Source organism: Enterobacter asburiae (assembly GCF_024599655.1).
Taxonomy (GTDB): domain Bacteria; phylum Pseudomonadota; class Gammaproteobacteria; order Enterobacterales; family Enterobacteriaceae; genus Enterobacter; species Enterobacter asburiae_D.
Genome location: NZ_CP102247.1, coordinates 299,662 through 324,015, shown reverse-complemented (window position 1 = coordinate 324,015; position 24,354 = coordinate 299,662). Strand labels below are relative to the sequence as shown.

The 24,354-nt window shown below is 54.8% G+C and carries 17 protein-coding genes, 2 tRNA genes and 3 rRNA genes; 6 read left to right on the top strand and 16 right to left on the bottom strand.

Annotation, left to right across the window (positions count from 1 at the left end; genetic code table 11):
* Positions 1–96: 96 nt before the first annotated feature.
* From bcsE to bcsG, 3 genes are read left to right on the top strand one after another with little or no spacing between them, the layout of a single operon-like run.
* A complete protein-coding gene (gene bcsE, locus NQ230_RS01510) occupies positions 97–1,659 on the top strand; it encodes a cellulose biosynthesis c-di-GMP-binding protein BcsE (RefSeq protein ID WP_257259658.1) in 1,563 nt (520 codons plus the stop codon).
* A complete protein-coding gene (gene bcsF / locus NQ230_RS01505; RefSeq protein ID WP_024908822.1) occupies positions 1,653–1,850 on the top strand; it encodes a cellulose biosynthesis protein BcsF in 198 nt (65 codons plus the stop codon). Before bcsE ends, bcsF begins: the two co-directional genes overlap by 7 nt.
* On the top strand, positions 1,843–3,522 hold the full coding sequence (gene bcsG / locus NQ230_RS01500) for a cellulose biosynthesis protein BcsG (RefSeq protein WP_159515099.1): 1,680 nt from the start codon (positions 1,843–1,845) through the stop codon (positions 3,520–3,522). The genes bcsF and bcsG overlap by 8 nt, the downstream gene beginning before the upstream one ends.
* 60 nt (positions 3,523–3,582) lie before the next feature.
* Here bcsG and NQ230_RS01495 read toward each other — a convergent pair whose 3' ends face one another.
* From NQ230_RS01495 to pepQ, 12 genes are all read right to left on the bottom strand, one after another.
* Positions 3,583–4,575, bottom strand: a complete 993-nt coding sequence (locus NQ230_RS01495) for a family 8 glycosyl hydrolase (RefSeq protein ID WP_257259657.1) — start codon at positions 4,573–4,575, stop codon at positions 3,583–3,585.
* A gap of 16 nt (positions 4,576–4,591) precedes the next feature.
* A complete protein-coding gene (gene birA / locus NQ230_RS01490; RefSeq protein WP_159515101.1) occupies positions 4,592–5,554 on the bottom strand; it encodes a bifunctional biotin--[acetyl-CoA-carboxylase] ligase/biotin operon repressor BirA in 963 nt (320 codons plus the stop codon).
* Complete coding sequence (gene murB, locus NQ230_RS01485) at positions 5,551–6,579, bottom strand: UDP-N-acetylmuramate dehydrogenase (RefSeq protein WP_193941732.1); 1,029 nt, start codon at positions 6,577–6,579, stop codon at positions 5,551–5,553. Before murB ends, birA begins: the two co-directional genes overlap by 4 nt.
* 124 nt (positions 6,580–6,703) lie before the next feature.
* Positions 6,704–6,819, bottom strand: a 5S ribosomal RNA gene (gene rrf, locus NQ230_RS01480).
* Positions 6,820–6,890: 71 nt separating this feature from the next.
* Positions 6,891–9,796 (bottom strand): 23S ribosomal RNA (locus NQ230_RS01475).
* Between the two features lie 180 nt (positions 9,797–9,976).
* A tRNA-Ala gene (locus tag NQ230_RS01470) sits at positions 9,977–10,052 on the bottom strand.
* Positions 10,053–10,090: 38 nt separating this feature from the next.
* Positions 10,091–10,167 (bottom strand) — tRNA-Ile (locus tag NQ230_RS01465).
* A gap of 70 nt (positions 10,168–10,237) precedes the next feature.
* Positions 10,238–11,777 (bottom strand): 16S ribosomal RNA (locus tag NQ230_RS01460).
* The 16S, 23S and 5S rRNA genes sit together here with 2 tRNA genes alongside, the layout of an rRNA operon.
* Before the next feature lie 377 nt (positions 11,778–12,154).
* On the bottom strand, positions 12,155–12,700 hold the full coding sequence (gene hemG / locus NQ230_RS01455) for a menaquinone-dependent protoporphyrinogen IX dehydrogenase (RefSeq protein ID WP_257259656.1): 546 nt from the start codon (positions 12,698–12,700) through the stop codon (positions 12,155–12,157).
* A gap of 10 nt (positions 12,701–12,710) precedes the next feature.
* Entirely contained in the window at positions 12,711–14,162 is a 1,452-nt protein-coding gene (gene trkH / locus NQ230_RS01450; protein WP_023309600.1) for a Trk system potassium transporter TrkH, read from the bottom strand.
* Positions 14,163–14,201: 39 nt separating this feature from the next.
* The gene (locus NQ230_RS01445; RefSeq protein WP_121423306.1) at positions 14,202–14,816 is read right to left on the bottom strand and encodes an IMPACT family protein; all 615 of its coding nucleotides are present in this window, start codon (positions 14,814–14,816) and stop codon (positions 14,202–14,204) included.
* Complete coding sequence (gene pepQ, locus NQ230_RS01440; protein WP_023333783.1) at positions 14,816–16,147, bottom strand: Xaa-Pro dipeptidase; 1,332 nt, start codon at positions 16,145–16,147, stop codon at positions 14,816–14,818. Before pepQ ends, NQ230_RS01445 begins: the two co-directional genes overlap by 1 nt.
* 190 nt (positions 16,148–16,337) lie before the next feature.
* On the opposite strand from pepQ, the gene fadB reads away from it, so the two are divergent.
* Both fadB and fadA read left to right on the top strand, forming a co-directional pair.
* Positions 16,338–18,527 carry a fatty acid oxidation complex subunit alpha FadB gene (gene fadB / locus NQ230_RS01435; RefSeq protein WP_213823057.1) on the top strand — a complete coding sequence of 730 codons (2,190 nt, stop codon included), beginning with the start codon at positions 16,338–16,340 and terminating at the stop codon, positions 18,525–18,527.
* A 9-nt stretch (positions 18,528–18,536) separates the two neighbouring features.
* Positions 18,537–19,700: an acetyl-CoA C-acyltransferase FadA gene (fadA, locus tag NQ230_RS01430; RefSeq protein ID WP_008501515.1), complete on the top strand. Its 1,164-nt coding sequence runs from the start codon at positions 18,537–18,539 to the stop codon at positions 19,698–19,700.
* Positions 19,701–19,861: 161 nt separating this feature from the next.
* Here the strand turns inward: fadA and fre are convergent, their stop codons facing one another.
* Both fre and ubiD read right to left on the bottom strand, forming a co-directional pair.
* Positions 19,862–20,563 carry an NAD(P)H-flavin reductase gene (fre, locus tag NQ230_RS01425; RefSeq protein ID WP_008501516.1) on the bottom strand — a complete coding sequence of 234 codons (702 nt, stop codon included), beginning with the start codon at positions 20,561–20,563 and terminating at the stop codon, positions 19,862–19,864.
* Positions 20,564–20,605: 42 nt separating this feature from the next.
* Entirely contained in the window at positions 20,606–22,096 is a 1,491-nt protein-coding gene (gene ubiD / locus NQ230_RS01420; protein WP_162269347.1) for a 4-hydroxy-3-polyprenylbenzoate decarboxylase, read from the bottom strand.
* Positions 22,097–22,269: 173 nt separating this feature from the next.
* Between ubiD and rfaH the strand changes: the two genes are divergently transcribed.
* Complete coding sequence (gene rfaH / locus NQ230_RS01415) at positions 22,270–22,761, top strand: transcription/translation regulatory transformer protein RfaH (RefSeq protein WP_023309605.1); 492 nt, start codon at positions 22,270–22,272, stop codon at positions 22,759–22,761.
* Here rfaH and tatD read toward each other — a convergent pair.
* Together tatD and tatC are read right to left on the bottom strand one after the other, a co-directional pair.
* On the bottom strand, positions 22,758–23,540 hold the full coding sequence (gene tatD / locus NQ230_RS01410; RefSeq protein WP_257259652.1) for a 3'-5' ssDNA/RNA exonuclease TatD: 783 nt from the start codon (positions 23,538–23,540) through the stop codon (positions 22,758–22,760). The two genes, rfaH and tatD, sit on opposite strands and share 4 nt — an antisense overlap.
* Positions 23,541–23,581: 41 nt before the next feature.
* A complete protein-coding gene (gene tatC, locus NQ230_RS01405; protein WP_023309607.1) occupies positions 23,582–24,352 on the bottom strand; it encodes a Sec-independent protein translocase subunit TatC in 771 nt (256 codons plus the stop codon).
* Between the last annotated feature and the right edge of the window lie 2 nt (positions 24,353–24,354).

Here is a 24,354-nt window from a genome sequence, read left to right as displayed (position 1 = left end):
CTAAATCTGATGTTCTTTAATTTCAATGTTAGGTTTATTTCTACGCTTTCGCTAGTAAACTGAGATACAGATAAATTAGACGAAAAGAGGGACACCGTGGACTCCATATTTTCTATTGGCATCCAGTCATTATGGGACGAATTGAGCCACATGCCAGTCGGAGGAGTCTGGTGGATTAATACGGACCGTAATGAAGATGCTATCAGTCTGGTAAACCAGACAATTGCTGCTCAGGATAAGGATTCCCGCGTGGCCGTCATTAGCATGGGCGAAGAGCCCAGAAAAATTATCGCGCTTGAAAGTGGTCGCGGTCCCCAGACGGTGCGATTATTTTCCATGACTTCGGAAGCCGATAGTCTATACTTTTTGTCCCGCGACGTTCAGTGCTCTATTGATCCGGATCACTATTTAGTGATTCTGAAATGTGCAAATAACGTCCTGCAAAATATGCCTGCTGAAAAACTGCTGCCGTGGCTGGAAAAAATCAATAAATGGGCAAAATTTCAAAATTGCACGCTATTGATAGTCAATCCCGGCAGTAATAATGACAAGCTGTTTTCACTTTTAATGGGCGAATATCGCTCCCTGTTTGGTCTGGCAAGCATTCGTGACCAGGCGGGCAGCTATCTCTACGATATTGCCTTCTGGTGTAATGAAAAAGGCGTGAGCGCCAGGCAACAGCTTACGCTGAAACATATTGAGGGCGAGTGGCACCTGGCGCAGCAGGAAGAAACCGTGGTACAGCCGCGCAGTGATGAAAAACGCATCCTGAGCCATATCGCGGTTTTAGAGGGTGCACCTGCCTTGTCGGAAAACTGGTCACTGTTTGAATCTAACGAAGCCCTTTTCCATGAAGCCCGCACAACCCAGGCGGCAACCATTATTTTCTCGCTGATGCAGAATAACCAGATTGAGACGCTGGCAAGGCAAATCCACACCTTACGCCGCCAGCGCGGCAGTGCGTTGAAAATCATCGTGCGCGAAAATAATACCAGCCTGCGCGCAACCGATGAGCGCCTGCTTCTGGGCTGCGGCGCCAATATGGTTATTCCATGGAATGCGCCGTTGTCACGCTGCCTGACGCTTATCGAAAGCGTTCAGGGCCAGCAGTTTAGCCGCCATGTGCCGGAAGATATTTCCACGCTGCTCTCCATGACGCAGCCGATGAAGCTGCGTGGATACCAAAAATGGGATACCTTCTGCGACGCCGTCGGCAACATGATGAGCAACACGCTTCTTCCTGCTGATGGAAAAGGGGTTATGGTCGCCCTGCGTCCTGTACCGGGTATTCGCGTTGAACAGGCTCTCACCCTATGTCGCCCGAACCGTACAGGGGACATCATGACCATCGGCGACAATCGCCTGGTGCTGTTTTTGTCCTTCTGCCGGGTCAACGATCTCGATACGGCGCTTAACCACATCTTCCCCCTGCCTACCGGGGATATTTTCTCGAACCGTATGATTTGGTTCGAAGATAATACGATTAGCGCGGAGCTGGTGCAGATGCGTGCGCTCCAGCCAGAACAATGGGCCAAACCGCTCGCAATCAAGAGCGATGCCAAACCGATCCTCAATGCCAGACATGATGGACACGTCTGGCGTCGGATTCCGGAGCCCCTTCGCTTATTAACAGACAACGCGGAGAACGCATCATCATGAATATCAGCGATATCATTCAACTGGTTATATTCTGTGCGCTGATCTTTTTCCCGCTTGGCTACTATGCGCGCCATTCCATACGCCGTATCCGCGATACGGCCAGAGTGCTGTTTATAAAACCTCGCTACGTAAAACCAGCCGGAACACTGACACGGGCATCACACGTCAAGGCAGACCGAAAACATGACTAATTCTACCTATACCGCTTCGTCACCCTCGCCGCTCTGGCAATACTGGCGCGGCCTTTCCGGCTGGAACTTCTACTTTCTGGTGAAGTTTGGTCTGCTGTGGGCAGGCTATCTGAATTTCCATCCCCTTCTCAACCTCGTGTTTATGGCCTTCCTGCTGATGCCGCTGCCGAATATCAGGCTGCATCGCTTACGCCACTGGGTAGCTATCCCTCTCGGCTTTGCGCTGTTCTGGCATGATACCTGGCTACCGGGGCCGGACAGCATTATGAGCCAGGGGTCGCAGGTGGCGGGCTTTAGCGCCAGCTATGTCCTCGATCTGACCGAGCGCTTTATTAACTGGCAGATGATTGGCGCGGTATTTGTGCTGCTGGTTGCCTGGCTGTTCCTGTCACAGTGGATCCGCGTAACGGTGTTTGTCGTCGCGATTATGATCTGGCTTAACGTGCTGACGCTGGCTGGGCCGAACTTTTCGCTGTGGCCTGCCGGTCAACCGACCACCACGGTGACCACCACAGGGGGAAGCGCAGCGGCAACCGTCACCACGGCAGGCGATACGCCTGTGGTGGGTGATATCCCTACCCAGACCGCACCGCCGACCTCAACCAACCTGAACGCCTGGCTCTCCAGTTTCTATACCGCGGAAGACAAGCGACAGACTAAATTCCCGGATGCGCTGCCGGCGGATGCTCAGCCGTTTGAACTGCTGGTGATTAACATCTGCTCTCTCTCCTGGGCCGACGTGGACGCCGCCGGTTTGATGTCTCATCCGCTGTGGTCACATTTCGACATTCAGTTTAAAGATTTCAACTCTGCCACCTCGTACAGCGGCCCGGCGGCAATCCGCCTGCTGCGTGCAAGCTGCGGTCAGACATCGCATAAAAACCTGTATCAACCCGCCGGCAACCAGTGTTATCTGTTCGATAACCTCGCAAAACTGGGCTTTACGCAGCATCTGATGCTGGGGCATAACGGCCAGTTCGGTAACTTCCTGAAAGAGGTGCGCGAACAGGGTGGCATGCAGGCACCGCTGATGGATCAAACCGGTCTTCCTGTCTCTCTGCTGGGCTTCGACGGTTCGCCCGTTTATGACGATACCGCCGTCCTGCAACGCTGGCTGCAGACCATCGAAAAAGACAGTAATCCACGCAGCGCGACGTTCTTTAATACCCTGCCTCTCCACGACGGTAACCATTTCCCGGGCGTGAGCAAAACGGCAGATTATAAAGTGCGTGCGCAGAAATTCTTCGACGAGCTGGACGCGTTCTTCACGGAGCTGGAAAAGTCAGGCCGTAAAGTGATGGTGGTTGTGGTGCCTGAGCACGGTGGTGCGCTGAAGGGTGACAGAATGCAGGTGTCAGGCCTGCGTGATATCCCAAGCCCGTCCATCACCAACGTGCCTGCAGGCATTAAATTCTTTGGGATGAAGGCACCGCATCAGGGCGCACCGATTGAGATTACACAGCCAACCAGCTATCTGGCGATCTCTGAGCTGGTTGCCCGCGCCGTTGACGGGAAGCTGTTTGTGGAAGATAGTGTGAACTGGGATCAGCTCACCAGCAAACTGCCGCAAACGGCGGAAGTTTCCGAGAACGCCAACGCGGTGGTGATCCAGTATCAGAACAAACCGTATGTTCGCCTGAACGGCGGGGATTGGGTACCGTATCCGCAGTAACTGATTTCCCCCTCACCCTAACCCTCTCCCCATCGGGGAGAGGGGATAGCCAGTGCGTTATTATTGCGCTGAAATCCACACCAGCATTTTCAGACTTGCCGAATAGTAGTCGTCTTTAGAGGTGATTTCGGGTTCTCCGGAAGGCTGCCCCATCGTTAAATCACGCACGGCCAACAGGCCGCCTTCCATCATGTAAGGCGCATATTCGTTAGTGGTGACGTTAACCCAGGCGGGCGTTTGCTCCCGGGGGAATTGCCCAAACCACGCTTTCCACGGCGTCAACAGCGGGCTTTGCTTATCAGACCAGGCAAGGTACAGCGGAATACGAATCGCGTCATAGCTCATTCGCGGCGGCCAGCCTTTAGCCGGGGCCAGCTTGCCGCCAGATGCCAGTGAAACCCAGTCAGCGGGCAGATTCGCTTTGCCCGAACCCATTTTCCCCATCAGACGTTTCCCGTCCTTAATCAGATCGCGCCAGACCGGCAAATGACTGCGTCCGGCAAAGGCCTGCCAGGCCGGAAACACGAAATAGGAAGGATTAAGGACTACTTCACCCTCAAGCTTAAATCCCTGGACGCCGGGCAGCATCACGCGGTAGCCCGCATAGCGGATCACGCTGTGGTCAATCAGTGCTTTTGTAATGGCATCCGATGCAGCGCTGTAGCGTTTGTCGTGCCAGCGGGCGTCGGCTTTGAGCAACGCCCAGGCAATCAGCACATCACCATCTGCAGCGTTGTTTTTGTCGGCGACCGGGTTGGACTCAGCGGGATTATAGCGCCAGTAAAACAGACCATTTTCTTTGTTCTTCAGCTGACTGTCTGTCCATTGCCAGAGCTTATCGAACGTGGTTTTATCGTCGTTGGCCACCGCCATCAGCATGGCAAAACCCTGACCTTCCGTATGCGACACGCCGCCATTGCCGGTATCGACAATGCGGCCTTCCGGTTTGAAAAAGCGGGCCTTGTAGCTCTCCCAGGCCCGATCCGCATGAGAGAGAGGCGAGAACAGCAGACTCATCATGACGGCCAGCGTCGCGCAGACGGGTTTTCGCATAATTAACTCAATCCGGTTATTCGGCACTTCGCAGTGAAATCTCACCGCCCATCCAGGGTTTGATCACGCCATCCTGCTCCAGGAGCAGCGCGCCCTGTGCGTCAATACCGCGGGAAGTCCCGTAGATCTCTTTATCACCAATCAGCAATTTCACCGGGCGGTTGATGAAGTTATCCAGCTTTTCCCAACGAGACAGGAACGGTGCCAGCCCTTCCTGTTCAAAAAGCGTAAGTGAGCTGCGCAACTCTTTAATCATACGTACGGAAAGGGTGTTACGATCGATGACGATCCCCGCCTCCTGGAGGTTAGTCCAGGCCTGATTCACCACATCATTTTGTACATTGCGCATCACCATATTGAGGCCTGCGCCAATGACGATTTGCGCCGCATCGCCCGTTTTTCCCGTCAGTTCGACCAGAATGCCGGCAAGTTTACGATCGTTGAGGTACAGGTCATTAGGCCATTTAACACGGACTTTATCCGCTCCCAGATCGTGCAGCACCTCCGCCATGACGATACCGATGACCAGACTCAGGCCAATGGCAGCGGCAGGGCCTTGATCGAGTCGCCAGTACATGGACAGATAGAGGTTAGCGCCAAATGGCGAAAACCATTTGCGACCGCGACGGCCGCGACCAGCCTGTTGATATTCAGCAACGCAGGCATCGCCTGATTTTAGCTCAGGCAGACGATCCAGAAGGTACTGGTTCGTCGAATCAATCACCGGCAGCACCGCAACATTGCCGTGTCCAATTTGGCTGCGGATCGTTTCCTCATTCAGCAATTGAATCGGCTCCGGCAGGCTGTAGCCTTTTCCGGGAACCGTGAACACATCAACACCCCAGTCGCGAAGCGTCTGGATATGCTTGTTAATGGCGGCACGGCTCATGCCAAGCTGTTCACCCAGCTGCTCGCCAGAATGAAACTCACCGTCAGCAAGGATGCTAATCAGGGTTAAGGGGATAGTATTGTCTTTCACGCGATGGCCTCCACGGCATTGACTTCACCTGTGCGGCCAATGAAGCGAACTTCTGGCTCCAGCCAGACGTTAAACTTTTCGCCCACACGCTGACGAACATAATGAGCCAGCTGTATAACATCATCGCTGGTCGCATCGCGTTGATTAATCAGTACCAGGGCCTGCTGTTGGTGAACGGCGGCACCGCCTACTGAAGTGCCTTTTAGCTGGCATTGATCGATGAGCCACCCCGCGGCCAGCTTCACGCTGCCATCTGCCTGAGGGTAATGTGGCGCTGCTGGCCACCCTTCAAGAAAGGCTTTTGCAATTTCGCTGCTGATAACCGGGTTTTTAAAGAAACTGCCAGCGTTTCCGTTTACTTTTGGATCGGGAAGTTTGGTCATCCGCATATGGCAAACCGAGTCAAAAACGTCGCGGGGGGTAACGGTCGCCGGATCGAGACGCGTTAAATCCCCGTAGGTCAGCACCGGCTGCCAGTTCTTCGACAGGCGCAGACCGACGGCGACAATCACGTAGCGGTCCTGATATTCATGTTTGAAGATACTGTCACGATAGCCAAATCGGCACTGTTCTGCCGTTAAACGCTTAGCCGTTCCGGTCGCCAGTTCGATGCAGTCGACATATTCACAGACATGTTTCAGTTCGATGCCGTAGGCGCCGATGTTTTGAATAGGTGACGATCCGGCGCAGCCTGGAATAAGCGCAAGGTTTTCCAGACCCGGCATCCCTTTTTCGAGGGTAAATTGCACCAGATGATGCCAGTTTTCTCCGGCACCCACGTGCACGTGCCAGCTGTCGGCACGCTCTTCCACATCAATTCCCATGATGCGGTTAACGATCACCGTTCCCGCAAAATCATCGAGAAACAGGACATTACTTCCTTCGCCCAGAATCAGTACGGGTTCATTATTTTCTGTCGCGTTTTGCCATGCATCCAGCAGTTGCTGTGCAGTATCGGCACGTACAATTTGATTAGCATTGCGTTGAATGCCAAAGGTATTCCAGGGCTTAAGGGAGTGGTTCATAGACGCTATCCTGATGCAAAAACGCAGGTAGTTTACCGTATAAGCAGGGCGTTGGGGGATTAGTTTGTGCAGCGTATAAACGCAAAAAGGCCATCCTTCCGGATGGCCTCTTCACTTATTTGATGCCTGGCAGTTCCCTACTCTCACATGGGGAGACCCCACACTACCATCGGCGCTACGGCGTTTCACTTCTGAGTTCGGCATGGGGTCAGGTGGGACCACCGCGCTAAAGCCGCCAGGCAAATTCTGTTAATCTGTATCAAAGCTGAAAATCTTCTGTCTCTCGTCCGCCGAAACAGCTTCGGCGTTGTAAGGTTAAGCCTCACGGTTCATTAGTATCGGTTAGCTCAACGCATCGCTGCGCTTACACACCCGACCTATCAACGTCGTAGTCTTCAACGTTCCTTCAGGACCCTTAAAGGGTCAGGGAGAACTCATCTCGGGGCAAGTTTCGTGCTTAGATGCTTTCAGCACTTATCTTTTCCGCATTTAGCTACCGGGCAATGCCATTGGCATGACAACCCGAACACCAGTGATGCGTCCACTCCGGTCCTCTCGTACTAGGAGCAGCCCCCCTCAATTCTCCAGCGCCCACGGCAGATAGGGACCGAACTGTCTCACGACGTTCTAAACCCAGCTCGCGTACCACTTTAAATGGCGAACAGCCATACCCTTGGGACCTACTTCAGCCCCAGGATGTGATGAGCCGACATCGAGGTGCCAAACACCGCCGTCGATATGAACTCTTGGGCGGTATCAGCCTGTTATCCCCGGAGTACCTTTTATCCGTTGAGCGATGGCCCTTCCATTCAGAACCACCGGATCACTATGACCTGCTTTCGCACCTGCTCGAGCCGTCACTCTCGCAGTCAAGCTAGCTTATGCCATTGCACTAACCTCCTGATGTCCGACCAGGATTAGCTAACCTTCGTGCTCCTCCGTTACTCTTTGGGAGGAGACCGCCCCAGTCAAACTACCCACCAGACACTGTCCGCAACCCGGATTACGGGTCTACGTTAGAACACCAGCCATTAAAGGGTGGTATTTCAAGGGCGGCTCCACGCAGACTGGCGTCCACGCTTCAAAGCCTCCCACCTATCCTACACATCAAGGACCAGTGTTCAGTGTCAAGCTATAGTAAAGGTTCACGGGGTCTTTCCGTCTTGCCGCGGGTACACTGCATCTTCACAGCGAGTTCAATTTCACTGAGTCTCGGGTGGAGACAGCCTGGCCATCATTACGCCATTCGTGCAGGTCGGAACTTACCCGACAAGGAATTTCGCTACCTTAGGACCGTTATAGTTACGGCCGCCGTTTACCGGGGCTTCGATCAAGAGCTTCGCGTTGCCGCTAACCCCATCAATTAACCTTCCGGCACCGGGCAGGCGTCACACCGTATACGTCCACTTTCGTGTTTGCACAGTGCTGTGTTTTTAATAAACAGTTGCAGCCAGCTGGTATCTTCGACTGATTTCAGCTCCACCCGCAGGGGCTTCACCTACATATCAGCGTGCCTTCTCCCGAAGTTACGGCACCATTTTGCCTAGTTCCTTCACCCGAGTTCTCTCAAGCGCCTTGGTATTCTCTACCTGACCACCTGTGTCGGTTTGGGGTACGATTTGATGTTACCTGATGCTTAGAGGCTTTTCCTGGAAGCAGGGCATTTGTTACTTCAGCACCGTAGTGCCTCGTCATCACACCTCAGCGTTAGAAGAGTTCCGGATTTACCTAAAACTCCCGCCTACATGCTTAAACCGGGACAACCGTCGCCCGGCTAACATAGCCTTCTCCGTCCCCCCTTCGCAGTAACACCAAGTACAGGAATATTAACCTGTTTCCCATCGACTACGCCTTTCGGCCTCGCCTTAGGGGTCGACTCACCCTGCCCCGATTAACGTTGGACAGGAACCCTTGGTCTTCCGGCGTGCGGGCTTTTCACCCGCATTATCGTTACTTATGTCAGCATTCGCACTTCTGATACCTCCAGCATGCCTCACAGCACACCTTCAACGGCTTACAGAACGCTCCCCTACCCAACAACGCATAAGCGTCGCTGCCGCAGCTTCGGTGCATGGTTTAGCCCCGTTACATCTTCCGCGCAGGCCGACTCGACCAGTGAGCTATTACGCTTTCTTTAAATGATGGCTGCTTCTAAGCCAACATCCTGGCTGTCTGTGCCTTCCCACATCGTTTCCCACTTAACCATGACTTTGGGACCTTAGCTGGCGGTCTGGGTTGTTTCCCTCTTCACGACGGACGTTAGCACCCGCCGTGTGTCTCCCGTGATAACATTCTTCGGTATTCGTAGTTTGCATCGGGTTGGTAAGCCGGGATGGCCCCCTAGCCGAAACAGTGCTCTACCCCCGAAGATGAGTTCACGAGGCGCTACCTAAATAGCTTTCGGGGAGAACCAGCTATCTCCCGGTTTGATTGGCCTTTCACCCCCAGCCACAAGTCATCCGCTAATTTTTCAACATTAGTCGGTTCGGTCCTCCAGTTAGTGTTACCCAACCTTCAACCTGCCCATGGCTAGATCACCGGGTTTCGGGTCTATACCCTGCAACTTAACGCCCAGTTAAGACTCGGTTTCCCTTCGGCTCCCCTATACGGTTAACCTTGCTACAGAATATAAGTCGCTGACCCATTATACAAAAGGTACGCAGTCACACCACGAAGGTGCTCCCACTGCTTGTACGTACACGGTTTCAGGTTCTTTTTCACTCCCCTCGCCGGGGTTCTTTTCGCCTTTCCCTCACGGTACTGGTTCACTATCGGTCAGTCAGGAGTATTTAGCCTTGGAGGATGGTCCCCCCATATTCAGACAGGATACCACGTGTCCCGCCCTACTCTTCGAGTTCACAACCTGTGTGCTTTCGTGTACGGGGCTATCACCCTGTATCGCCGGACTTTCCAGACCGTTCCACTAACACACAAGCTGATTCAGACTCTGGGCTGCTCCCCGTTCGCTCGCCGCTACTGGGGGAATCTCGGTTGATTTCTTTTCCTCGGGGTACTTAGATGTTTCAGTTCCCCCGGTTCGCCTCGTTAACCTATGTATTCAGTTAACGATAGTGTGTCGGAACACACTGGGTTTCCCCATTCGGACATCGCCGGGTCAAAGGTTCATATCACCTCGCCGGCGCTTTTCGCAGATTAGCACGTCCTTCATCGCCTCTGACTGCCAGGGCATCCACCGTGTACGCTTAGTCGCTTAACCTCACAACCCGAAGATGTTTCTTTCGATTCATCATCAAATTGCGAAAATTTGAGAGACTCGAACACACATAACATGTGTGTCGTTTCAATTTTCAGCTTGATCCAGATTTTTAAAGAGCAAAACTTCGCAGTGCACCTTTTCAGGTTCACTCTGAAGTTTTCTTGTGTTTGCAGTAAAAGATGGTGGAGCTATGCGGGATCGAACCGCAGACCTCCTGCGTGCAAAGCAGGCGCTCTCCCAGCTGAGCTATAGCCCCATCGTTTTGCTAACCTCTTCAAATTTGCTTCGCAAATTTGGTAGGCCTGAGTGGACTTGAACCACCGACCTCACCCTTATCAGGGGTGCGCTCTAACCACCTGAGCTACAAGCCTGTAGAGATTTTTTACTGCTGTTTTTCATCAGACAATCTGTGTGAGCACTGCAAAGGCAGGTTCTTTAAGGTAAGGAGGTGATCCAACCGCAGGTTCCCCTACGGTTACCTTGTTACGACTTCACCCCAGTCATGAATCACAAAGTGGTAAGCGCCCTCCCGAAGGTTAAGCTACCTACTTCTTTTGCAACCCACTCCCATGGTGTGACGGGCGGTGTGTACAAGGCCCGGGAACGTATTCACCGTAGCATTCTGATCTACGATTACTAGCGATTCCGACTTCATGGAGTCGAGTTGCAGACTCCAATCCGGACTACGACGCACTTTATGAGGTCCGCTTGCTCTCGCGAGGTCGCTTCTCTTTGTATGCGCCATTGTAGCACGTGTGTAGCCCTACTCGTAAGGGCCATGATGACTTGACGTCATCCCCACCTTCCTCCAGTTTATCACTGGCAGTCTCCTTTGAGTTCCCGGCCGAACCGCTGGCAACAAAGGATAAGGGTTGCGCTCGTTGCGGGACTTAACCCAACATTTCACAACACGAGCTGACGACAGCCATGCAGCACCTGTCTCAGAGTTCCCGAAGGCACCAAAGCATCTCTGCTAAGTTCTCTGGATGTCAAGAGTAGGTAAGGTTCTTCGCGTTGCATCGAATTAAACCACATGCTCCACCGCTTGTGCGGGCCCCCGTCAATTCATTTGAGTTTTAACCTTGCGGCCGTACTCCCCAGGCGGTCGACTTAACGCGTTAGCTCCGGAAGCCACGCCTCAAGGGCACAACCTCCAAGTCGACATCGTTTACGGCGTGGACTACCAGGGTATCTAATCCTGTTTGCTCCCCACGCTTTCGCACCTGAGCGTCAGTCTTTGTCCAGGGGGCCGCCTTCGCCACCGGTATTCCTCCAGATCTCTACGCATTTCACCGCTACACCTGGAATTCTACCCCCCTCTACAAGACTCTAGCCTGCCAGTTTCGAATGCAGTTCCCAGGTTGAGCCCGGGGATTTCACATCCGACTTGACAGACCGCCTGCGTGCGCTTTACGCCCAGTAATTCCGATTAACGCTTGCACCCTCCGTATTACCGCGGCTGCTGGCACGGAGTTAGCCGGTGCTTCTTCTGCGGGTAACGTCAATTGCTGAGGTTATTAACCTCAACACCTTCCTCCCCGCTGAAAGTACTTTACAACCCGAAGGCCTTCTTCATACACGCGGCATGGCTGCATCAGGCTTGCGCCCATTGTGCAATATTCCCCACTGCTGCCTCCCGTAGGAGTCTGGACCGTGTCTCAGTTCCAGTGTGGCTGGTCATCCTCTCAGACCAGCTAGGGATCGTCGCCTAGGTGAGCCGTTACCCCACCTACTAGCTAATCCCATCTGGGCACATCTGATGGCAAGAGGCCCGAAGGTCCCCCTCTTTGGTCTTGCGACGTTATGCGGTATTAGCTACCGTTTCCAGTAGTTATCCCCCTCCATCAGGCAGTTTCCCAGACATTACTCACCCGTCCGCCGCTCGTCACCCAGGAGCAAGCTCCCTGTGCTACCGCTCGACTTGCATGTGTTAGGCCTGCCGCCAGCGTTCAATCTGAGCCATGATCAAACTCTTCAATTTAAGTTTGATGCTCGTGAATTAAACTTCGTAATGAATTACGTATGTTCACTCAGAGACTTGGTATTCATTTATTGTCCGAAGACATTAAGAATCCATGTCACTTTGAGTGCCCACACAGATTGTCTGATAAATTGTTAAAGAGCAGTGCCGCTTCGCTTTTCTCAGCGGCGCGGGGTGTGCATATTACGCTTCCCCGCTTCAGAGTCAAGCGTTTATTTTCGCTTTTCTCTGCTGGCGTTCATCTCTGAACCCCGCTAACCCGGTGGCCTGTAAGCCGTTGTTCCGTGTCAGTGGAGGCGCATTATAGGGAGTTATTCTGAAGTGACAAGCACAAAATACAAAAAACTTTTCGTTCGCTCACTTTTCAAACTTAACGCTTATTTAAGTCGCGAATCGCCCGTTAAATGTGCGATTTCCCGCGCAAAACTGGCCACCTGCGACCAGTCGGTATAAACCACTTCTTTACGCGTATCGGTTTCACCCCCGGTCATCTTCATAATCAGGCGGATCATAAAGCGGTCATACCAGCGGTAGCGAGGATAGCGCAGCGCGCCGGCAAAGACGGCGCACAGGTCTGGCTGCCACGGCGAGCTGAGCAAAAACTTGCGCGTGTAGCTGTTGGTCTGCGGCGTACGCTTCTCGGCTTTACGTGCGACAAGATTGACCGAGTAAAACGCACCGGGCAATTTGTTGAGTACCGCCGTGTGCTTTTTCACAAAGCGGTCCAGCGCCGGATGGAAATGCCCGTAACGAATTGACGCGCCAATTACCACGCGATCGTAATCCTGCCAGGTTATCTGCTCCGCACGGTTCAGGTTCACCACATCCGAGTAAATACCCAGCTCTTTTAATTCCGATGCCAGATACGCGGCAATCTCACGCGTTTGCCCGTCTCGCGTAGAGAAAAGAATCAGTGTTTTCATCAACGGCTCCTTACTCGCGCCAGAATGTAGGGGTGAACAGCACCAGCAGCGTAAAGACCTCAAGACGACCAAACAGCATATTGGCAATGAGGATCCATTTCGCGACCGGGTTCATACTGGCAAAGTTATCCGCCACAACGCCCAGGCCAGGCCCGAGGTTGTTCAATGTTGCGACGACGGACGCAAAGGCGGAGAAATCATCCACTCCCGTCGCGATAATCGCCAGCATGCTGACGATAAAGACCAGCGCATACGCCGAGAAGAATCCCCACACCGCTTCGAGGATACGTTCCGGCAGCGCGCGGTTTCCCAGTTTAATACTGTAGACCGCGTTCGGGTGGACCAGACGCTTCAGCTCGCGGTTCCCCTGCTTAAACAGCAGCAGAATACGAATCACCTTCAGGCCACCGCCCGTAGACCCCGCACAGCCCCCGATAAATGCAGAGCATAAAAGCAGCACCGGCAGGAACAGCGGCCAGCGCGCGATGCTGTCCGTGGTAAATCCGGCGGTCGTCGCCATCGATACCACCTGGAAGAACGCCTGATTTAGCGTAGTCAGCGCGGAGTTGTAGACATCATGGAACCACAGCACCAGGGTACAGATGATCACCAGCGTAAGCTGGACGCCAATAAACATGCGGAACTCTGGGTCACGCCAGTACACCTTCAGGCTGCGCCCGCTCAGTAAGGAGAAGTGCAGACCGTAGTTACAGCCTGAAATCAGAAGGAAAATGGCAATAATCGTGTTAATGGTTGGGCTGTCGAAGTAGCCGACGCTGGCATCGTGAGTGGAGAACCCGCCGATCGCGATCGTCGCGAAGCTGTGTCCGATGGCGTCGAAAGCGGGCATCCCGGCGAACCAAAGCGCCAGCGCACAGGCCACCGTCAGCAAGACATAGATAAGCCACAGGGTTTTCGCCGTCTCGGCAATACGCGGGCGCATCTTGTTATCTTTCAGCGGTCCGGGCATTTCGGCGCGATAGAGCTGCATCCCCCCGACGCCCAGAATCGGCAGAATAGCCACCGCCAGGACGATGATTCCCATCCCCCCGAACCACTGCAGCATCTGGCGATAAAAGAGAATGGCATGCGGAAGTGAATCCAGCCCCACCAGCGTCGTCGCCCCGGTGGTCGTTAAACCGGAGAACGATTCAAAAAAGGCATCCGTGATGCTCAGGTTAGGCTGTTCAGAGAAGATGAAGGGCAGCGAACCGACGCTCCCCAGCACCGTCCAGAACAGGACCACAATCAAAAAGCCTTCGCGAGATTTCAGCTCACCTTTCTGACGACGGTTTGGCCACCACAGCAGCGAGCCAATCGCCAGCGCGACAAAGAAGGTCTGGGTAAATGCCCGCCCCGCGCCGTCTCGGTAGATAAGCGCCACCAGTCCAGGGAGAATCATCGTCCCGGAAAAGAGTATGACCAGCAGTCCAACGATTCGGGTTATGGCACGAAAATGCATCTCTGCCGCTTCCTTTGGTATTCAAAAGTGAGGTGGGGATTATTCTTCAATCGGCAGCAATTGCAACGAACCACGACTAAAATCAGCCAGTTTTGCTGAAAAAGCAGCCAGTTCCGCCTGAGGAAGCGCCACGCGTAATTGCACCATTGCCTGATATTCACTGTGCGCGATGACGCCGTTAAACTGCCTCAGCAGCGCCTCGATGCCGGATAACTGGGCGTAATCGCACAGTAAAGTATATTCGGTGAGCGGCGTTTTGCGGGTGGTTATGAGCATATTCAATGCCTGCTGAACCCCACCGCCGTACGCTTTAACCAGCCCACCCGTGCCTAACAAAATACCACCGTAGTAGCGCACCACCACGGCGGTAATTTCACCCACGCCGCTGCCCATCAGCTGCGAAAGCATAGGTTTACCGGCCGTACCCGCCGGTTCACCGTCGTCGGAAAACCCCAGCTGTTGCGAATCGTCTGGCGGCCCTGCTACCCACGCCACACAGTGGTGACGTGCGTCAGGATGCTCAGCCCGGACGGACTCGACAAACGCCTTTGCCGCCTCTACGCCGTCGGTATGCGCCAGTAGCGTAATAAAGCGGCTTTTCTTGATTTCCTCAACAAAGGTGACCGGTTCAGCCGGTATCAGCCAGCTTTCCATCAGGCCAGCTTCAGGTCTCGCGTCATATTCTCGATACCGTTTTCGTGAACCACAACGTTATCTTCGATGCGAATACCGCCAAACGGCTTCAGCGCGTCAATTTTTTCCCAGTTGAAGTGTTTGCTGAACTGGCCTTCACGCCACGGCGCCAGCAGGGATTCGATAAAGTAGATCCCCGGTTCAATCGTCAGCACCATACGCGGCTCCAGAATACGGGTGCAGCGCAGGTAAGGATATTTAGACGGTGCCGCCAGGTGCGTACCGGTATCATCCTGCATAAAGCCAGCAACGTCGTGAACCTGCAGGCCCAGCGGGTGACCGATACCGTGCGGCATGAATGGCCCGGTCAGATCGTTCTCGACCATCGCCTCTTCGCTCATGTCTTTCACAATCTGATGCTTACGCAGCAGTTTTGCGATGCGCTGATGGAACTGGATGTGGTAATCCACATAGCTGGTTCCGGCTTTCATGGTGCCAATCAGCGCCAGCTGTTCATCGTTCACGTCTTTAATCAGCTGCGCGAAATCGGTATCCGCATTCGCCGCCCAGGTACGGGTCAGGTCGGCCGCGTAGCCGTTATACTCTGCCCCTGCGTCCAGCAGGAAGCTGCGCATTTCCGACGGAACATGGTGATCCAGTTTGGTGTAGTGAAGCACAGACGCGTGCTCGTTCAGCGCGACAATGTTGCTGTACGGCACGTCGGTATCACGGTGGCCTGTCGCGGTCAGATAGGCCTGGTTGATGTCGAACTCGCTCATGCCGGACTGGAACGCTTCATGCGCCGCACGGTGACCGTTCACCGCCGTTTTTTGCGCTTCACGCATGCAGTAAAGTTCGTAGTCGGTTTTATACGCGCGGTAATAGTGCAGGTAATCCAGCACCCCTTTCGGATTGAGTTTGTCTGCCGGAATATCCAGACCCAGAGCACGCTCTGGAACAGGGCCAATGTAGCCGATGTTGCCACGCGCCGCAGGCAGCTGGCTGCCAATGCCGTCCGCTTTCGGCAGTGCAATCACGTCAATCTCTTCCGTCCAGAAAGAGGTCGGCAGCGGTTCCACGTTGTGCCAGTAATCGACCGGCAGGTAGAACCACAGTTTCGGCTTGTTCACGCCGTCCACCAGCAGCCAGCAATTCGGAACCTGAGTCACCGGCACCCAGGCTTTAAACTGCGGGTTCACCTTAAACGGATACGCGTGGTCATCCAGAAAGGTATTCATCAGCTCGCCGGAGTGGATTAGCAGTGCATCCAGCTTAAAGCGGGCCAGTACATCGCGGGTACGTTCCTGTAGGGTAACGATATGATTTTTATAAAGCGAAGCCAGTGAGTCCATCATTCTTCCTTTCGTTTTTTTGACCTCAAGTCATCGCATCTTAGCACACCTCACTCCGGCTGCGTGATTTCCACCGACCGTGATCAATGCAGCATTTTCTTAATGAGTAATTTGCATTTTATTAACATAAATCCCACACTCCGATTCATCTGGTATGACCAGATCCAATTGCTCGATTCAGGAGACTGACATGCTCTACAAAGGCGACACCCTGTACCTCAACTGGCTGGAAGATGGCATTGCCGAACTGGTGTTCGATGCCCCCGGCTCAGTGAACAAGCTTGATACCGCGACGGTGGCCAGTCTTGGCCAGGCGCTGGATGTTCTTGAAAAACAACCTGAATTAAAAGGGCTGCTGCTGCGTTCGAACAAAGCGGCCTTTATTGTCGGTGCCGATATCACCGAGTTCCTTTCGCTGTTCCTGGTCCCGGAAGAACAGCTGAGCCAGTGGCTGCACTTTGCCAACAGCGTCTTTAATCGTCTGGAAGATCTGCCTGTCCCGACCATTTCCGCCGTTAACGGCTATGCGCTGGGCGGTGGCTGCGAGTGCGTGCTGGCGACCGACTATCGTCTGGCGACGCCGGACCTGCGCATCGGCCTGCCGGAAACCAAGCTGGGCATCATGCCGGGCTTTGGCGGTTCCGTACGTATGCCGCGCATGCTGGGTGCCGACAGCGCCCTGGAGATCATTGCCGCAGGTAAAGATGTCGGCGCCGAACAGGCGCAGAAAATTGGCCTGGTCGACGGCGTTGTGAAGCCAGAGAAACTGGTTGAAGGCGCACTCGCCATTCTGCGTCAGGCCATTAACGGCGACCTCGACTGGAAAGCCAAACGCCAGCCGAAGCTGGAGCCATTAAAACTCAGCAAAATTGAAGCCACCATGAGCTTCACCATCGCCAAAGGCATGGTGATGCAGACGGCGGGTAAACACTACCCGGCGCCTATCACGGCGGTGAAAACCATTGAAGCGGCTGCCCGCCTCGGTCGCGATGAGGCGCTGAAGCTCGAAAATCAGAGCTTTGTTCCGCTGGCGCACACCAATGAAGCCCGCGCGCTGGTCGGTATCTTCCTCAACGATCAGTTCGTGAAGGGTAAAGCCAAACAGCTGACTAAAAACGTTGAGACGCCAAAACATGCGGCGGTACTCGGCGCCGGCATTATGGGTGGCGGCATCGCTTACCAGTCGGCCTGGAAAGGCGTGCCGGTAGTGATGAAAGACATCAGCGAGAAATCCCTGACGCTGGGCATGACCGAAGCGGCCAAGCTGCTGAATAAACAGCTGGAACGCGGAAAAATTGACGGGCTGAAGCTTGCAGGCGTGATCTCCACCATTCAGCCTGTGCTGGAATACAGCGGTTTCGACCGTGTCGACGTGGTGGTCGAAGCCGTCGTCGAGAATCCGAAAGTCAAAAAAGCGGTGCTGGCGGAAACGGAAGACAAGGTTCGTCCTGAGACCGTGCTGGCCTCTAACACCTCCACCATTCCGATTAGCGAACTGGCGAGCGTCCTGAAGCGTCCGGAAAACTTCTGCGGGATGCACTTCTTCAACCCGGTACACCGTATGCCGCTGGTCGAAGTGATCCGTGGGGAAAAAACCTCCGACGAAACCATTGCTAAAGTGGTGGCATGGGCAAGCAAGATGGGCAAAACGCCGATCGTTGTTAACGACTGCCCGGGCTTCTTCGTCAACCGCGTGTTGTTCCCTTACTTCGCCGGTTTCAGCCAGCTGCTGCGCGACGGTGCGGACTTCCGCAAAATCGACAAAGTGATGGAAAAACAGTTCGGCTGGCCGATGGGCCCGGCGTATCTGCTGGACGTGGTCGGCATTGATACCGCCCACCACGCTCAGGCGGTGATGGCGGCAGGCTTCCCGCAGCGTATGCAGAAAGATTATCGCGACGCCATTGACGCACTGTTTGACGCCAACCGCTTCGGCCAGAAAAACGGCCTGGGCTTCTGGCGCTATAAAGAAGACAGCAAAGGCAAACCGAAGAAAGAAGAAGATGCCGCGGTCGATGGCCTGCTGGCTGAAGTCAGTCAGCCAAAACGCGACTTCTCCGACGATGAAATCATCGCCCGGATGATGATCCCGATGGTCAACGAAGTGGTGCGTTGCCTGGAAGAAGGCATCATCGCCAGCCCGGCAGAAGCCGATATGGCGCTGGTATACGGCCTGGGCTTCCCTCCGTTCCACGGCGGCGCGTTCCGCTGGCTGGACACGCTCGGCAGCGCCCGCTATCTCGATATGGCTCAGCAGTATCAGCACCTCGGCCCGCTTTATGAGGTGCCGGAAGGGCTGCGCAACAAAGCGCGCCATAACGAACCCTACTATCCAGCAGTTGAGCCAGCCCGTCCGGTTGGCGAGCTGAAAACGGCTTAAGGAGTCACAATGGAAAAGGTTGTCATTGTTGATGCGATTCGCACCCCGATGGGCCGTTCAAAAGGCGGCGCGTTCCGTAACGTGCGTGCAGAAGATCTCTCCGCGCATCTGATGCGTAGCCTGCTGGCGCGTAACCCGGCGCTGGATCCTGCTGCGCTGGACGATATCTACTGGGGCTGCGTGCAGCAGACCCTGGAGCAAGGTTTCAACATCGCCCGCAACGCGTCGCTGCTGGCGGAGATCCCGCATTCGGTTCCGGCTGTCACCGTCAACCGCCTGTGCGGTTCGTCAATGCAGGCGCTGCACGACGCGGCGCGTATGATCATGACCGGTGATGCGCAGGCCTGCCTGGTGGGCGGCGTTGAGCACATGGGCCACGTGCCGATGAGCCACGGGGTCGATTTCCACCCTGGCATGAGCCGTAACGTGGCGAAAGCCGCGGGGATGATGGGTCTGACCGCCGAGATGCTCTCTCGTCTGCACGGCATCAGCCGTGAAATGCAGGATGCCTTTGCCGCGCGCTCCCACGCTCGCGCATGGGCGGCGACGCAGTCCGGCGCCTTTAAGAATGAGATCATCCCGACCGGCGGCCACGACGCGGACGGCGTACTGAAGCAGTTCAGCTACGACGAAGTCATCCGCCCGGAAACCACCGTAGAAGCGCTTTCTACGCTGCGCCCGGCGTTTGATCCGGTCACCGGTACGGTAACGGCAGGTACTTCGTCGGCGCTGTCAGACGGTGCCGCCGCGATGCTGGTGATGAGCGAAAGCCGCGCCCGCGAGCTGGGCTTAACCCCTCGCGCTCGGGTACGTTCGATGGCGGTCGTGGGCTGCGATCCTTCAATCATGGGCTACGGCCCGGTTCCTGCCTCGAAGCTGGCGCTGAAAAAAGCGGGATTAACCGCCAGCGACATTGACCTGTTCGAAATGAACGAAGCCTTCGCCGCGCAGATCCTGCCGTGCATTAAGGATCTGGGGCTGATGGAGCAGATCGACGAGAAGATTAACCTCAACGGCGGCGCGATCGCCCTCGGTCACCCGCTGGGCTGCTCCGGAGCACGTATCAGCACGACGCTTATCAACCTGATGGAACGCAAAGATGCCCAGTTTGGTCTGGCAACGATGTGTATCGGGCTGGGTCAGGGTATCGCGACGGTGTTTGAGAGAGTGTAAGGCTATAACGTAGGCCCGATAAGCATCGCGCCATCGGGCTTTTGCCGGGAGGCGCTGCGCTTTCCCGGCCTACGAGAGGTACCTCGCCGCCAGTGGCGTCATTGGCGAAGAGAAAGAGTTTAGTTGCCGTTCTTCCCGCCTGTCAGGGGCGGGTTTTTTATTTAAATGAAGGCAAACGCATCGCCAAACAGGCGGTCTTCACGCGCGTCACGTTCGTTACAGAACAGGTCACGGGCAATTTTCGCCATCTCAAAACGGCCAGCGATATAGATATCGTGCCCTGCCAGCGTGCCATGATCCTGCAGCACCGCCGTCAGCACCGTCCCACTACGACCACGCCAGCCCTCTTCCGGCTGCTCAACCACCGGCTCAATGCGCAGGTTAGGATGGGTTACGCTCAGCGCTTCCAGCTCAGACAAGTCGTACAGATGTTTCTCTTCGCGGCCACCCCAGTAAATGGTGATGTCGCGGTCCGGGTTACGCGCCAGTGCGGTCAACAGAATAGAGCGCACATAAGAGAAGCCCGTACCGCCAGCGATCAGGATCAGCGGACGGTCTTCGTCATCGCGCAGCCACGCATCACCGTGCGGAATATCCACCACGATTTCACGTTCCTTCAGGATCCGATCCATCACCGCCATCGCATACAGGTTAAGCTCTGACGCACCAATATGAAGCTCAATAAATTCCTGCTCCGCTGGCGTTGAGGCCATAGAGAAAGGACGCTTATCACGCTCATCCATCACAACCATCAGGTACTGACCCGCGCGGAAAGAGAATGGCGCTTCTGGCACTAAACGGACGCGATATACGGTGTCGGTGATGGCATCTACCGAGGTCACTTTACAGCTTAAGGTTGTCATTCGCTCTCTCTGTCGGGAAGTCTATAGGGCTTAACGGTCAGCTCAGGGTTTACCGTTATTCATTATGGCCAGCTCGTCCCAGATCGCGTCAATTCGCGCGGTCACTGCAGGATCTTTTTTGATCGGGCGACCCCATTCACGGTCGGTTTCGCCAGGCCATTTATTTGTGGCATCCAGTCCCATCTTTGAGCCAAGACCGGAAACCGGCGAGGCAAAATCCAGGTAATCTATCGGCGTGTTTTCGACTAACACCGTATCGCGCGCCGGGTCCATTCGCGTGGTAATGGCCCAGATTACGTCATTCCAGTCGCGGGCGTTAACGTCATCATCGCAGACAATAACAAATTTGGTATACATAAACTGGCGCAGGAAAGACCATACGCCCATCATCACGCGTTTAGCATGGCCAGGATACTGCTTCTTCATCGTGACCACCGCCATGCGATACGAGCATCCTTCAGGCGGCAGATAAAAATCAACAATTTCCGGGAACTGCTTTTGCAGGATTGGCACAAACACTTCGTTCAGCGCCACGCCCAGCACCGCCGGTTCGTCCGGTGGACGTCCGGTATAGGTGGAGTGATAAATCGCATCTTCACGCTGGGTAATGTGCGTGACGGTAAACACCGGGAAGTTATCCACTTCGTTGTAATAGCCGGTGTGGTCGCCGTAAGGTCCTTCTGGCGCCATTTCACCCTGCTCAAGGTAACCTTCCAGAACAATTTCTGCACTGGCCGGAACTTCGAGATCGTTAGAAATACACTTCACGACTTCGGTTTTCGTTCCGCGCAGCAGGCCTGCAAACGCATATTCAGAAAGGGTATCCGGCACGGGGGTGACGGCTCCCAGAATGGTGGCCGGATCGGCGCCTAAGGCGACAGATACCGGGAAACGTTCCCCCGGATGCGCGGCGCACCACTCCTGGAAATCCAGCGCGCCGCCGCGATGCGACAGCCAGCGCATGATGAGTTTATTCTTGCCAATCAACTGCTGGCGGTAAATACCGAGGTTTTGCCGCTCTTTGTGCGGGCCGCGCGTAACGGTCAACCCCCAGGTGATCAGCGGAGCGGCATCTTCAGGCCAGCACTGCATGATAGGGATTTTGGTCAGATCAACCGCATCGCCTTCCAGCACTTTCTGCTGGCACGGCGCGCCGCGCAGGCGTTTGGTAGGCATGTTCAGCACCTGCTTAAACTGCGGCAGTTTGTCGAACAGATCGCGGAAGCCTTTCGGTGGCTCCGGCTCTTTCAGAAACGCCAGCAGTTTACCGACTTCACGCAGCGCCGTGACGTCTTCCTGCCCCATCCCCAATGCAACACGACGCGGTGTACCAAACAGGTTGCACAGCACCGGCATTGAGTAACCTTTCGGATTTTCAAACAGTAATGCGGGGCCACCGGCACGCAGGGTGCGGTCAGCAATTTCTGTCATCTCCAGATAAGGATCAACAGGAAGTGTAATACGTTTGAGTTCACCCTGCTTTTCCAGCAGCGTCAGGAAGTCGCGGAGATCGTGGTATTTCATGCAGTTAATCATGGCCTCTCTGTAAGCGCTTCATTATACGGCGTAAGCCTGCTTGATGCTGTAATTTTGTTAAATAAGCGTGAACTTATGCGTTCTGTTCCATTTTCCCCCATTATAATCAACTTAGCGATCCCGCCAGGGTTTTGATATGCTTGCGCCCCGAACTAAGGGAAAGAGTGATTATGCAGGCCTGGTATTTACTGTATTGCAAACGCGGGCAACTTCAGCGCGCGCAGGAACATCTTGAACGTCAGTCTGTAAATTGCCTGACACCCGTGATCACGCTTGAAAAAATGCAGCGCGGGAAGCGCACAACCGTCAGTGAGCCGTTGTTCCCGAACTACCTGTTCGTGGAGTTCGACCCGGAAGTCATCCACACCACCACCATCAGCGCAACGCGTGGCGTCAGCCACTTCGTTCGTTTTGGCGCCCACCCGGCAACAGTTCCGTCGACGGTCATTCATCAACTGTCGATTTATCAACAGCCTGAAGGAATCACCGACCCCGAAACTCCTTACACCGGCGATAGCGTCGTGATTACCGAAGGCGCTTTCGAAGGTCTGCAGGCGATTTTTGCCGAGCCGGACGGGGAAGCTCGCTCTATGCTGTTGCTCAATCTGCTGAACAAGCAGGTCCTGCAGAGCGTTAAAAATACCGACTTCCGCAAGCTTTAAACGTTTATCCCGAACAGATTACGCACGTTGTCATCCGTCTGCGCCGAAAGCCAGTGCGGATCCTCTCCGCGCCACTTCGCAACGCTCTCAACAATGTGCCCCAGATACGCGGGCTCATTTCGCCGCGATGTCGGTTTGGGCTTCATATCGCGCGGTAGCAGATAGGGCGCATCGGTTTCAAAGAGCAACCGGTCAGCCGGGATTACCGGCAACAGCTCACGAAGTTCAAGCCCGCGACGTTCATCGCAAACCCAGCCGGTAATGCCCAGATACAGCCCTCGCTTCAGACAATCCAGCGCTTCGTGCCGTGAACCGGTGAAGCAGTGCAGTACCGCGCCGGGCAGTTTCTCCAGCCACGGATCCAGAAGTGCCAGGAAACGCTCATGCGCGTCGCGGCAGTGCATAAATACGGGCATTCCAAGCTCTGCTGCCAGCGCAAGCTGGGCAGTGAACGCCTTTTCCTGCTCTTCAGGCGTGGAAAAGTTACGGTTGAAATCGAGACCGCATTCGCCGATCGCCACAACGTCTGACGTCTTCGCCAGCCTGTACAGGGTGTCGCCACTCTCCGCGGTCCACTGGCTGCTGTCGTGAGGATGCACGCCAGCAGTAGACCAACAGCGATCGTAGCGTTGTGCCAGCTGCTGCGCCTGCTCGCTCTCATGCAGGTTGGTGCCTGTCAGCAGCAGTCCTTTCACCCCGGCGGCAAACGCGCGCGCAACCACCTCATCACGATCTTTCGCAAACTGCGAGCTGGTCAGATTGAGTCCGATATCAAACATGCAAATCCCCATATAACAACCGCCCTGACGGGCGGCTGGTTTTACTCTTCAGTGGTCTTGTCGGACGTATCGTCTTCGTCATCCGCTCGACGTCCTTTACCCACGTAGAAACGCGAGAAGAATACGCCGACCTCAAACAGACAGTACATCGGTATGGCCAGCAGCGTCTGCGAGAATACATCCGGCGGCGTCAGCAGCATGCCGACAACAAAGGCGCCCACCAGGATATACGGACGCTTCTTACGCAGGTCATCCGGGGTGGTTACCCCTACCCAGCAAAGCAGCACAATGGCCACCGGCACTTCGAATGCCACGCCAAATGCCATAAACAGCGCCATCACAAAGCTGAGGTAGCTGGCGATATCCGTCGACACCTGGACCCCTTCCGGCGCGGTATGCGTCAGAAAGCCGAAGGCCAGCGGGAAGACAACGAAATAGGCAAACGCCATGCCGATATAGAACAGCAGTGAGCTGGACACCAGCAGCGGGATCACCAGCTTGCGTTCATGCTTATACAGCGCTGGCGCCACAAACGCCCACACCTGGTAAAGAATGACCGGTGCAGAGGCAATCAACGACACCCAGAAGGTCAGCTTGATGGGGGTAAAGAACGGAGAAGCAACGTCTGTTGCAATCATCGTTGCGCCCAGCGGCATCTGCTTGATCAGCGGCGCAGAGACCACCTGATAGATGTCGTTGGCAAAATAGACCAGGCACAGGAATATGAGTAAAACCGCAATAATGCAGTTTAACAGGCGCTTACGCAGCTCAATGAGGTGCGTAATCAGCGGTTGAGTATCATCTACTGCCATGT

Bases quoted from the DNA above. Each gene is read 5' to 3' on its own strand.
- fre (WP_008501516.1), bottom strand. From the start codon at position 20,563: ATGACAACCTTAAGCTGTAAAGTGACCTCGGTAGATGCCATCACCGAC.
- fadB (WP_213823057.1), top strand. From the start codon at position 16,338: ATGCTCTACAAAGGCGACACCCTGTACCTCAACTGGCTGGAAGATGGC.
- rfaH (WP_023309605.1), top strand. From the start codon at position 22,270: ATGCAGGCCTGGTATTTACTGTATTGCAAACGCGGGCAACTTCAGCGC.
- murB (WP_193941732.1), bottom strand. From the start codon at position 6,579: ATGAACCACTCCCTTAAGCCCTGGAATACCTTTGGCATTCAACGCAAT.
- trkH (WP_023309600.1), bottom strand. From the start codon at position 14,162: ATGCATTTTCGTGCCATAACCCGAATCGTTGGACTGCTGGTCATACTC.
- pepQ (WP_023333783.1), bottom strand. From the start codon at position 16,147: ATGGACTCACTGGCTTCGCTTTATAAAAATCATATCGTTACCCTACAG.
- tatD (WP_257259652.1), bottom strand. From the start codon at position 23,540: ATGTTTGATATCGGACTCAATCTGACCAGCTCGCAGTTTGCGAAAGAT.
- hemG (WP_257259656.1), bottom strand. From the start codon at position 12,700: ATGAAAACACTGATTCTTTTCTCTACGCGAGACGGGCAAACGCGTGAG.
- NQ230_RS01445 (WP_121423306.1), bottom strand. From the start codon at position 14,816: ATGGAAAGCTGGCTGATACCGGCTGAACCGGTCACCTTTGTTGAGGAA.
- NQ230_RS01495 (WP_257259657.1), bottom strand. From the start codon at position 4,575: ATGCGAAAACCCGTCTGCGCGACGCTGGCCGTCATGATGAGTCTGCTG.
- bcsG (WP_159515099.1), top strand. From the start codon at position 1,843: ATGACTAATTCTACCTATACCGCTTCGTCACCCTCGCCGCTCTGGCAA.
- tatC (WP_023309607.1), bottom strand. From the start codon at position 24,352: ATGGCAGTAGATGATACTCAACCGCTGATTACGCACCTCATTGAGCTG.
- fadA (WP_008501515.1), top strand. From the start codon at position 18,537: ATGGAAAAGGTTGTCATTGTTGATGCGATTCGCACCCCGATGGGCCGT.